At 46.0% G+C, this 12,179-nt stretch carries 6 protein-coding genes; 2 read left to right on the top strand and 4 right to left on the bottom strand.

All coding sequences use genetic code 11. The features are described 5' to 3' along the window. Window positions 1-178 precede the first annotated feature (178 nt). Window positions 179-1,402, bottom strand: a complete 1,224-nt coding sequence (locus ACZ5Q0_RS06550) for a TolC family protein (RefSeq protein ID WP_447182278.1) — start codon at window positions 1,400-1,402, stop codon at window positions 179-181. 178 nt (window positions 1,403-1,580) lie between these two features. Continuing rightward, window positions 1,581-3,887, bottom strand: a complete 2,307-nt coding sequence (locus tag ACZ5Q0_RS06545; protein ID WP_447182277.1) for a copper amine oxidase N-terminal domain-containing protein — start codon at window positions 3,885-3,887, stop codon at window positions 1,581-1,583. A 533-nt stretch (window positions 3,888-4,420) separates the two neighbouring features. Here ACZ5Q0_RS06545 and ACZ5Q0_RS06540 point away from each other — a divergent pair. Then, window positions 4,421-5,008 carry an RNA polymerase sigma factor gene (locus ACZ5Q0_RS06540; protein WP_446818822.1) on the top strand — a complete coding sequence of 196 codons (588 nt, stop codon included), beginning with the start codon at window positions 4,421-4,423 and terminating at the stop codon, window positions 5,006-5,008. Beyond that, window positions 4,998-5,996 carry a zf-HC2 domain-containing protein gene (locus tag ACZ5Q0_RS06535; protein WP_446818824.1) on the top strand — a complete coding sequence of 333 codons (999 nt, stop codon included), beginning with the start codon at window positions 4,998-5,000 and terminating at the stop codon, window positions 5,994-5,996. Before ACZ5Q0_RS06540 ends, ACZ5Q0_RS06535 begins: the two co-directional genes overlap by 11 nt. Window positions 5,997-6,320: 324 nt before the next feature. Here ACZ5Q0_RS06535 and ACZ5Q0_RS06530 read toward each other — a convergent pair whose 3' ends face one another. Together ACZ5Q0_RS06530 and ACZ5Q0_RS06525 are read right to left on the bottom strand one after the other, a co-directional pair. Continuing rightward, window positions 6,321-9,938 carry a S8 family serine peptidase gene (locus ACZ5Q0_RS06530; RefSeq protein ID WP_447182276.1) on the bottom strand — a complete coding sequence of 1,206 codons (3,618 nt, stop codon included), beginning with the start codon at window positions 9,936-9,938 and terminating at the stop codon, window positions 6,321-6,323. Window positions 9,939-10,788: 850 nt separating this feature from the next. Beyond that, window positions 10,789-12,150, bottom strand: coding sequence for a phosphomannomutase/phosphoglucomutase (locus ACZ5Q0_RS06525; protein WP_447182275.1), 1,362 nt, complete (start codon window positions 12,148-12,150; stop codon window positions 10,789-10,791). Between the last annotated feature and the right edge of the window lie 29 nt (window positions 12,151-12,179).

Below are 12,179 nucleotides of genomic sequence, written 5' to 3'. Positions count from 1 at the left end.
TAAAAAGCCGCCCCTTAAGGCGCAGCTTTTTAATTTCTATCAAAGTGATGATTCTACCTGTCAAGATGAGGGCATAAGTACTACCCTGCTCCCCTTGCACCACCTCAGCAGTTTATTTAGTAAACCGGCGATGGTTTCACCGGACCCACTTACCACCCGGTTGAAAATCACCACAAAATTACATATCCTGCAACCCGGATAGATAAGCCCACGGTTTCTCAAATGCCAGCTTCATATAGGCATGCTGGGCAGCATAGGCAAACGCCCGGCTTTTAGCATCAGCCAATTGAGCCTCAGCCGCTTTTACCTCAAACTGGGTCGCCATCCCTACCTCGTATTTCAACTGGGCATCCTGCAGTTCCCTTTCCCGGGTAGTTATCTCCTCCATAGTACCAGCATAAGCTTCTTCCAAACTTTTAACTCCATAGTATATAGAACGGGTTACATTCTCAAACAACTCTTTACCACTGGCTGCCTCCAGGCGGGCCTGATCCACTTCAATTTCCCGGGCTTTATAGGGGCGGTACTCACCAGTGTAATACATCATATCCTGTAAGTATTCCTGCATTACCGCTTTTCTTTCCAGTAACCAAACGGAAGGACAGTCATTCAGCACCCGGGCCACCTCATGGTTAAGACTGGCTACCTGCAAGGGTTGGAAGGCGACCTCTTCAGTTAAAACCGGTCTATCTTCCGGCCATAACCCTATTAATTGATTAAAACTTACATAGGATTTATTTAACTCATTTTTAGCGCTGGCTAACTGTGCCTGGGCTCCCCGGTCCTGGGCTTCAGCACCCATGAGTATAACTTCATGCGCTGTCCCTGCCTGATAGCCGGCCTGGGCATCCATTAGCTGGCGGCGAGCCCGCTGGGCATTAACCTCCGCCAGTTGTAATTTATCCTGGGCTACCTGCACATCCCAATATTTTTTACAGGTATCCAAGGCTACCTTATCTTCTTCAGATGTATAACTTCTTTTACTCATGCGCCACTGCAAATCAGCCGTAAGCATCTGAGCTACCGGGATCTCGGTATATGGTGTACCCGGCATTTTAGGTATAAAATCAAGCTGGCTGGTTTTATCATCACGCAGCTCCTTAGTGCGATCAATCTCTTTTTCCGCTTTTTGTATACTTTTACTATTAGACAAGGCTAAGCCTATGGCCTGGTTCAGGTTTAATTCCGGTGTGGCCACTTCTTTACGAGCCGTATCAGGATCAATAGTACCGGTTCGCCACATCTGATCTAAAAACTTTTCCGGAGCCGGCCAATCAACGGCTGCCCCGGCTGGCAGACAGCTAACTAGGGAAAACGTAATAGTTAAAATTCCCCCCAGGACTTTCTTATGTATATTAGTACCTATTAAATGATTCCTCTGCTTACGAACATTTGTGTTCATAAATACCCCTCCACATCATACCTTAGCAAATCATTACGCCGACGTGATTTATTACCATAATCGCTTAGCCCTAATTATATAGATAACCGACCCGCCAGTCAATCACTTCGTTTAAAAAAACGGCCCTCCCGGAGTTACCGGGAAGACCGTTGTAGTTAACCATTACAGCCGGGCTGTATTAGTCAATGGTAGTAGTCTGAGTAGTTGCATCCCAACCTACCTGATGTCCAAAAGCTTCGGCTAAGAAGCGGATGGGCAGCATAGTGCGGTCATTGCTGATCTCAGGAGCTACATCCATGGTAACAGCTGCGCCGTTAATCAGCATAGCATTGCTACCAATCTTTACCTGAACAACTGTGCTACCACTCTTCAGGGTAACGGTCTGGTTGGCACCATCCCACCAGATGTTGTTGTCGTCAATGCCTAGGGCATAGCCAACATAACGAAGAGGCAGGTAAGTGCGGTCGCCCTTGATATAAGGAGCAACATCCATGGTCTTTTCTACACCATTCATGGTGTAAGTGGTGGATCCAACTACGAAGCTGGAAGCGTTCTTAATGTCGGTTGCACCCGGAGTTACCACTTTAGCCAGCACAGCAGAGGCAGCAGTGGAGGTCTTCGGGAAGATCTTGCCGTCGGTCAGCTTGAAGGCATCCTTACCGGCAACTTGCATCTTATCATTGACTGAGTTTACAGTGTAGTAATCTTCAACTTCACTCTTAACGTTAACCTCGGCTACAGCAGCACCCTTAGCCTTGATCACAATGTTGCCTTCGGGAACAGTGCGGTCGGCAATCAGTTTGATGTTGCTTACTTTAATAGTGCTGAGTTTAGTACTGGTATTATCAATAGGAATAATTACCTGGTTGTCATCAGTACCGCCATCGGCAGCCATTCTGATGGCACCTTCGTCGATATCCAGGTTACCCTCGATTACTTCTACCGTGGGGGTACCATTAAAGCGGACACCTTCAGGCAGATCCAGGATCAGATCAGCATCATCACTAATAGCTTCGTCAACTAATTCGGTGATCAGTAAGTCACCAACTTCGGTACTGGTACCGATTCTAACTTCGGCTACTTTGTCAGTTTTCATTTCGATGGTGTTAACTGCTTTGGCTACAACGATCTTTTCCCCAGCCAGACCAGCAGTTCCGCCTACTTCGATTTCAACATCGCCAGCAGCACCAGGCTCCAGGACGATTTCCATCTTATCCAATTTCAGTTCAGCAGCACCGGTAGATTCACCTACAACTTTGTACTTGATTTCCCGGCCATCATCACCGATGAAGTCAACAAACTCAAGTTTAACACCCTTGTTGTTATCGCTTTCTTTAATTTCGCCCCATTTTGCAAAAGCGGGCAGTCTCAGGGTAACGGTGCGTCCAGCAATTAAGCTTGCTTTAACATCTTCTTTAACTATGATCTTAGCAATTTCCTGTTCCAGTTTACCAGCTTGAACCTCAGGAGTTTCGCCGTCAGCCTTGATGCTGATACCATACTCACCATAAGTTCCAACGATTAAATTAGTATCACCTTTGACATCGCTCTTGCCGCCTACTTTAACCTCAACATCGCCAGCTTCAGCCTTTCTTTCGTCAGTAACGGTGATGCCAGCCTTGATTTCGAAGCAGGCTGCTTCCTGGGATTCTTTGTCAACCTTGACAACCAACTTGTCTCCATCGGCAGAAACGATTACATCGTTAGCAATACCATTGGTCCAGCTGCCCCAAATGGATTTAACTTCGGGATCTGCAGTCCATTCAAATCCGCTGGGCAGGGTGAATTTTAAGCTTTCTTTAGCTTCATCAAGAGCACCCTTGGTGGACTCTTCCACACGGATCTTAACATTGTCGGTATCATCAGTAAAGGTAGGTGCATTAGTTACGCTCAGTTTTACCTGACCGCTGCCGGCTCTACCTACTACTACGCTGCCGTTCGGGAAACCGCTGCGGCTAGGTGCACTGGCAGTCAGTTCGATGTCACCATCAAAACCGGAATCAACATAAACAGCACCCATGTACAGGTAGACATATCCGTCAAAATTGGAGTTGTTTGCGCCTACTTTGTTTACAGTTAATTGAACTTCATTGTCGTCTAAGACTTTTAATGTAATGTCAGCGCCATATAAACCGTTGTCATCACCACTGTAGCTTTGGGGTATGACAAACATGTTAGGCTGAGCACCTTCAGTAGCAGCGTAAGTCCAACTGCTAACTATCTTTGAATTGCTAGCGAGATTTTCGCGGAACTCAAAATCACTGGGTAAACTAAAAGTAACACTGTCTCCAGCTTTTACTGCTCCGGCAGTAACACTCAGGAGAACGGTACCCAGACCTTCTACTGCATCATCACTTACATCCGGTGCCTGCAGGGCTTTTAAGCTGCCGCTGGCGGCACTGGCCGGCACTATGCCGATCACAAAGGTTGCTAACAGAGTTAAGGTTAATATTAATGCCAGATGTTTACTTCTTCTCTTTAGCAAAATTTTTCCCTCCTCAATATAATATAATATGTTTGGTTAGGTGTTCAGGGGTTGCCCCCAACATTTACAGGTGATCACAAGTACTACACTTAAGTAGCAGCTGTCTTTAGTTTGCTTTTCCCTCCTTTGAAGCGGTTTTGCGGCAGTATACCCGCTCAGGTTATTAGGCCTGAAATAAACCCGGGTAATGCACTTGGTGATTAACTGCCTCGGTATAGTTAGACCCTCACCTGAGTAAAAAAGTTCCCGGAGGTAGAAAAATTTATAAAAAATTTGTCTAATTGATGGAAAGAAAACGGTCTCTCCCCGTGTTCCTTCCTATTTGTATCCTAAATATATTTTTAAAAGTAAAGGGATCCATTTCCTATATGCTATCATTATTTTAATAACACCTGTAACTTGTAAGGGATTTTTTTAGTATATTTATAGTTGCTTCCCGCAGGTTTTTATAGGCGGAGGCGGGAACTTTTTCTATAGTAGATGTGTCTAAATACATACCGGAAGTTATTTTCGGTCCGGGAGTGTACAGTAATTTGAAACCGGTTTGTGAATTGATTAAAAAAGCACAGGCAGGGGATGTGGATGCCTTTGAGGAACTGGTAGTTCTTTATCAGGATAGGGTCTACACCCACTGTTTTTACCTGAGCGGTAATAGTTTTAACGCTCAGGACTTGATGCAGGAAGTTTTTGTGCGGGCTTTTAATAGTATTAAATCTTTCCGAGGTGAGGCTGACCTGGGTACTTGGCTGCACCGCATCGCCGTTAACCTGTGGATTAACCAGCGCCGCCGGGATAAGAAACTGGTGGCATTTTCTCTGGATGATCCGCTGGAAACCGAAGATGGTGAGCTAGTACGTGAAGTAGCTGCCTGCCAGGATTCTCCTCTGGATCGCCTGGAGCGTATTGAAACCCGGGAATTGATCAATCTGGCTTTGGACCGGATTCCCCCTGATTTTAAAGTAGCTCTGGTATTAAGGGAAATAGAAGGTTACAGCTATGATGAGATCGCACAGATAATGGATTGTTCCCTGGGAACAGTTAAATCCCGGATTAGCCGGGGACGTAACGCCTTACGCAAGGAGTTACACACTATAATAGGACGTGATTACCATGAAATGTAAAGATGTCAGGCAGTGGCTGTCTTTATATTTAGATGGCGAACTGGATACACTGCATACTGATCAGGTGAAGATGCACCTGGATCACTGTTCAGATTGTTTCCGGGAATATGAAGATCTGGTTGAGATAACCGGCGCTTTACGCCAGCTAGGTAGGGATGTACTGCCGGCTCCCCCTGAAGCCAAAGATATGATCATGAATCAGATCAGGCAGCAGGCACAAGTAAATACTAACCGCTGGAAATCCCCCTCCCTATGGGCAAAATGGGGTGCAGCAGCGGCAGCAGTGGTTTTCGTACTGGTGGCTGGTCGCTTAACCTGGTTTCCCCAGGTTAATGTGGCTGATAATGAGCATAAATATAAAGAGCCTCCGGCAGTAGTTCAACCTGATAAAGAAAATCCTGCCGGTACTGCCCTACCCGGTGTATCTCAGGCAGGGGATAAGACAGTTCCTGATAAGATACCTGGTAAACCGGGAGAATCTAATGACCCTACTGGAGAAGTTAAACCGGGTAATAAAACTAGTGATCAGCAGCCCGGAGCAGTACTGCTTAATCAGGAGCAGTTAGCTATCACCAGCACATTGATTAAAATGAAAGCCTTTGAAGGTTCCTCAGGATTATCGGGAAAAACTGTGGCTATGACTAATGAACTGGGTCTGGCTGCGGAGAATTTAGGCCAGCAGGTGAATAACCAAACCCGTTACAATGTGGTAAAAGTAACTGTACCGCGCAGTTCTCTATCTATCTTCAATGACAGGCTGGCTCGTCTGGGGATAATAACTAGTGAACAGAGTGACCGGCAGGATATTTCCACCGCTTATAACGAAACCCTTAATCAGTATAGTAAGTTACTGGAGAAACGCAACCAGGCTAATAGTCCACAAGAACAGCAGCGCCTGGATAAGCAGATTGACAACCTGAACCGCCAGTTACAGACCTGGCAGGAACAAACCGAAAATGTTACCGTAATCCTGTGGTTAGAAGAATAGTAAGATAATAATCGGTTGTAAAAAGCCTGATGACATTAGTCACCAGGTTTTTTTGCGTTAGGACCGAAAGAATTTTCCGGGAAATATCGGCTCCTGGGCCGGATAAATGCTAATAAGACAGGTGATTAAAAGGGAAAAGAAAAATGAAACCCCACCAAGGGTTAAAAGTACTGCCGCCAGGTAATACTATTTTATCCGGGACAAATTTACCCCTTTCTCTCTAAAAAACACCTGCTTGAACATCAGGGAAGGTAATACCTTTAGTATAAAGTTTAACTTTATAGTGTACCCGCTAGTAGTTATGCGCTACTAACTTAATTTAGATTAATTCGGATTAAATACCGCATATACCCGGCTGAGAATCTGAGCTGCTTCCGCCCGTGATACCGGCCGGTCTGCCATTAGATCTGACCAGGGGAACAGTCCCTGTCCATAGCTGCGGCTGATGGCAGGGCCGGCCCATAAGGGCCAACTTACCTCGCTGGGTAAAAGGGGATTACCAGCCTGGTTTGCATCAGGCCAAATAAAGGTGCGGTCAAGAATTACCGCCACCTCCGCCCGGGTTATATACTGGAAGGGGCGCAATGTACCGTCTGGATAACCCTGCAGTATTCCCCTCTGTCTAAGTTTATCAATACTGTTTAGAGACCAGATCGGAATAGCAGCAGTATCCTGAAAAGGAACCGCCGGCGGCCAGATGTTCGTAGAGCCATTAGTTTCGGCCGCGATCATCTGCACAAATTCCAGACGGGTTACCGGCTGCCCAGGGCGATAAGTTCCATCATCATACCCATGTACTATTCCCCGGTTAAACAGTTGTTGAATATCAGCCTGGGCAGGATGTCCTGTTATGTCATTTAGCTCTATGTTTCCGGTTTTTTCCGGGTAGGGTTTTAAGTTTATCTCCTGACCGGCAATGCCTTTATTTGCTGATGAGATGGCTACCACCTCCAGAGAGGACTCATCTTCCAGCGGTCTGGTTAAAGTGCTGAATTGCCCGGTTTCATCTACGGGCAGAAGTTTCCGACTGCCATCCTGCCGGTACAATACCACCCGGTTAGCGGTGGTACTTCCCTGAATAATAAGCACCCCATTTAAAACATAGGCTTCGGCCTTTAGAACAGGTGGCTCCGGTTTCCAGGGAGAGTCAACCTCGGCAGCAGCCAGGTAGTTATCATAAGGTACGGGAGCAGATAACAGAGTAAGGCTTAATTTTTCTCCCGGCAGAAGGTCTTCCGGCATTAACCAGTAGCCATCTTTGGTAACCAGGGTAGACGGGAAATACCGGTATACGGAGCCGTCTGTCATATGCAGCAGTTTAGTATTAGCATCGTAGTATTCTAAACGTTTTATTGTTTTGCCATAGCTATCAGCTACGTCGATGCGCCTTACATTACCATCCAGCGGTGATCCGGTAACCCGTACCCAGCTCCCTGGTGCCAGTAAGGCTGTATCAAAGGCTACCCCGTGCCGGTAAGTCTCCGCTTCACTATTTACCTGGTACTGGACAAAATGATTATCAGTTGTCAAAAGGTGCAGGGTCTTTTCCCGGTTATTAAAATAAAGGATCCGGCCATAGTTTACTGTACTATTAACATTAACCTGTAAAAAGCTATCCGTATCTGATAGTAGAAAACCAGTCAGGACATCATTAGGCTTAATATCTTTGAGATCTGCTTTTTGCCCGTCTTTATTAATTATGGTACTATCCGGTATTATCTTATAAACTACACCAGTATCTAATTTTATAGTGTTATCTTCCTCTACGGAGTTAACTCTACCTACCACTAATTGTCTTTCCGCCTTTACATAATGGACAATTCTGGTTTTAGGGGTGATAAGTAATGATACCTTCATGCCGGGAACCAGCTTTTCCAATTCTACATTTTCCGCATATCCGTAAGCTGCTTCCTGCTGGGAACAGTCTACCATCTTGTCAACAAAGTTACCGGTAGCCCAGGGTGCCAGATGATAAGCTTTCCGGTCATTAATCAGGGTGATAGTACGCCTTTCCAGGTCAAAAGAGAGTAAACGGGCTTCTATTTCCTCATAATCGACATTAACCCGGGTAAGGGTTTGCCGAAGCGGGTCAACTACAGCTTCTACTGGTGCTCCTACCGGAAATTCTTCTATCTGGTTTAACTCGCGCTTATTAACCTTAACTATTTCCCCCGGTTCATAACCAGGATCAAGGTAAAAACCTCCGTCCCGGTACGAGGGATTCATTTCCATAACCAGGTCGCCCCCCGGGGTAGGTAACAGTTGTACTCCACCACTATTCCAGGTTCGGCCAAATAGATAAATGGATTTACTCCCTATATAAGCGATACTACCAGGTGATACCTCCGAGCCAGTCTCTTTTTTCCCGTCCCGGACATCATATAGAACCGCTTTATCAGTTGATATTTTTTGCCCATCATGGGTGTATATCTGGCTGTTCCGACCTGATGCAACCTCTTTTTCTGTTAAGGGCTGCCCCATTACCAGGGCAAACTTCTGATGGGTAAACCCTTCCTGCAGGCCGGCTCCTTTAACAGTAATGCGATAGTTTCCGGGAAGGGGGGCCGGTATATATACCTGTTCGGTGTTATTGACCTGATCAGAAGTGCCCCGGTTGTTAAAATCATTGCCCCTATATATAGTTCCATCAGGTGCTTCCACTACCAGATCAAGATCATTTACCAGGGTATCTTCTGCCCCGGATGAAGCCGCCGGATCAGTCCATACCAGAGTAGCTTTAAATGGTGAATTATTATCCATCACCTTATAGAAATAAAAATCTTCTTTATCCTGCTGAACCACAGAGTCTATCATCCCAAAGGATCCTTCCTGTAAAGCCAGTATTGTACCAGCCAGGTCGATGATCCCAAACCCAGCTCCGCTATATTCCCCTCCTGACCGGCGAGCTCCATTGATCAAAAGGGCTTTTATCAATGCTGATGAAGGGGTAGTTTCCCCCTTTTGTTCCAGGTACTGACGCAGTACTGCTGCTGCACCGCCGGAGACAGCTGCCGCCATACTGGTTCCGCCCATCCGGGTATATTTTTCATTAGGAGTAAAATTGCTTTCCGTAAGCCGGGAACAGGCTGAAATCACGGCTGAACCAGGTGCGACCAGGTCTGGCTTAATGCGCCCATCCCGGGTAGGCCCCTGGCTGGAGGTAGAAGCTAATTGATCAGCATAGCGGGATTCAAGGCTGAGGGCGGGCCGTGGTATCTGGCTGCTCCCTACTACCAGGGCATTTTTACTGTTGGCCTCATTAGATAAAGAGCCGGCGGCCGGACCACTGTTACCAGCCCCGAAAATCGCCAGAAATTCCGGGTGCTTGTAAATAAATTCATCTATTTCGGCAGTAGTGGCACTGTATTGGTTGCCATTAGTACCCCAGCCATTAACATGTACTCGTACTCCATTAGCATGAGCAGGGGCAAACAGATCAGAAATCCGGTAAGGTACGGCAAAATTACCCCGGCTGTCTAAGAGAGCCTGAAAATACAGGCTGGCTCCCGGGGCAATACCTCGGTATTCTCCGTTAGAAGCCTTGCCGCTACCAACGATAGTAGCCGCCATATGGGTACCATGTCCATGCGGATCATCGGGTAGGTCCCGATCCGTATAAGATTTAAGGCTGATTACCCGGGGTTTCCCATCCGGCTCATTTTGCAAGTCAGGATGCAGATCAGTCAGGCTGCCCCGATCCAGTCCGGTATCGGCCAGGCCCACCATTTGTCCTGCTCCGCTTAAGCCCTCCGTTAATATAAAATTCTCGGCACTTAAAGGACGGGCATTAATTATATCGGCGGCCCGGTCATTTAAAAGCTCAGTTTGACCTGCTAAAGATATATTATCCGGTAATAAATATGTAAAGTTTGCTCCCCATATGATCAGCCCAACTAATAAAACTGCCAGCGATTTTACGCACCACTTGTGCAGGGCATTCATATAAATTTGTTCTCCTCTTCATTTATATAATCTGATAGAACTGCTTGGGCTTATATTTCAGGATAATTCCCAAGGTGCTAATTTTAGTTTACTTGTACTGGAAGGCATGGGAACTTCCCCCATCCCAGCAAGGGGTTTTAAACGGCCCCATGATTTTACCTATAGTTTAACCTCGGCAGGTTTCCAGCTACTATTCCAGCCGGTTAAGATTTTTAAAACTTTTAGCCCCAATATGCGGTTAGCCTTTGTGGCTACACTTCTTTATATACTTTTAAAGCTCACCCCTACATAGGGAATCTAAGACTGTACTTCTACAAATCCAACTAATGAACGTATCATTTTTAGGCTCTTCTTAATAATTACGCTAATTTCGCCATCTGCTTACAATTATCCTGTAGGAAAATTTTCTTTTGTTTCCCAGTCCATATCTTTTACATATTCTTATCCACAAAAAAAGCCCCGGGTTCTGGACAGGGCTTTGTTAACATATAAATTTTATATTTTAATTTTACACCTGACTAAAGATGGGCTGCTGCCAGACCTGCTTTTTTAGGTGAACCTGGCTTTTACCCAGTTTATCCTCTTGCTTCCAGTCCTAATCTAGTAAAAGACGTGCTCTCTCCACTACTTCTTGTAGTATATTATCAAACATGGCCGGCCAACTGCTCTTCTTGCCTGCCCGTCAAGTCTTTTTACTTGATCTAGTTAAAACAACCCCTTGTATGGGAAGCCCCGGTGGATATACGAGGCATACCCATAATTATATTACGAGTATGCCCCGGCCGGCATCTATAAGTTTAATCTGGTTTGTAAGCAATTCTCGCCGCTTTTCAGCTTTTCGCGATCTGGCTTATACCTCTACCCCTAATGTTTGTAAGTAACCGGTAACCTCATCATAAATGGCATCCCGCTGCTGGGGGGTACTGCCTTCACAACGCAGGATTAACTCCGGGCCGGTATTGGAGGCTCTGACTAAACCCCACCCTCCCGGGAAAAGAACCCGGGCTCCATCTATATCAATAACTTCATAATGCTGTTTAAAGTAATTTTGGACCTGTTTTACTACCGCAAATTTTTCTTCGTCACTGCTGGGGACCCGTATCTCGGGAGTAGCATAATATTCAGGTACATCAGCCAGCAGTTCGTCCAGGCTCCGGTCGGAATTGGATAGTATCCGCAATAGCCGGGCAGCCGCATAGAGAGCATCATCATATCCGTAATATTCATCAGCAAAAAACATATGCCCGGACATCTCGCCGGTAAATACTGCCCCTATTTCCTGCATTTTAGCTTTTATCAAGGAATGTCCCGTTTTATATAAAGTGGGCTTACCTCCCATTTTTTTTATTTCATCAATTAAAGCCTGGGAGCATTTTACTTCTACAATGCAATCAGTCCCAGGATAATTCTTTATAATTTCCCGCCAGTACAGGATCATGAGCATATCTCCCCAGATGATCTGCCCCTGGGGGGAAACAACTCCTAACCGGTCCCCATCCCCATCAAAGCCTATACCTAGATCAGCCTTTTCCTTCTGCACTACCCGGATTAGATCCTGGCAGTTTTCCTCTTTGACCGGATCAGGGTGGTGATTAGGAAATTCCGGATCAGAATGGCAATACAATTTAATTACATCACAGCCCAGTTCCTCCAGCAAATCGGGAACAAACCCTCCCGCTGTACCATTACCACAATCTGCAACCACCTTTAACTTGCGCCCTAATTTAATTCTACTTTTTATATCCAGCAGGTAGGCTCTTTTCAGATTAACTGAGGTCAGAAAACCAGACTGACCCCGAGGCTGGTATTCATTAGCCAGGGCCATACGGGCCACTTTCTGAATCTCCTCACCATAAATAGTACTTTTCCCCAACAGCAGCTTGAAACCATTATCCTGGGCCGGGTTATGGCTGGCAGTAATCATAATGCCGGCATAAACATCCAGGTAATGACCGGCAAAATAAAATACTGGAGTAATTACCTCCCCCAGGTCGTATACATTTAGCCCCATATCCATTAAGGTATCTACTACTGCATTTCTAAGCCCCTGGGAGGATTTACGGTTATCCCGGCCAACCAGCATCTTGTTGTAGCCTTTGTCCATAGCATAGCGGGCAAAGGCAGCCGCAATCTGTTTAGCCCCTTCGACATCAAAATCGACTCCTACTTTACCCCGGATGTCATACTGTCGAAAAACCGACTTTGCTAACAAGGTATCCACTCCCCTCTTAGTGTGTCCTT

The organism is Syntrophomonas erecta subsp. sporosyntropha (assembly GCF_055395365.1).
Note: the sequence above shows the minus strand (reverse complement) of the source record. Positions and strands in the feature narration are given on the sequence as shown.

Excerpts from the sequence above, each read along its gene's own strand:
- ACZ5Q0_RS06530 (WP_447182276.1), bottom strand. The coding sequence starts at position 9,938 with ATGAATGCCCTGCACAAGTGGTGCGTAAAATCGCTGGCAGTTTTATTA.
- ACZ5Q0_RS06535 (WP_446818824.1), top strand. The coding sequence starts at position 4,998 with ATGAAATGTAAAGATGTCAGGCAGTGGCTGTCTTTATATTTAGATGGC.
- ACZ5Q0_RS06550 (WP_447182278.1), bottom strand. The coding sequence starts at position 1,402 with ATGAACACAAATGTTCGTAAGCAGAGGAATCATTTAATAGGTACTAAT.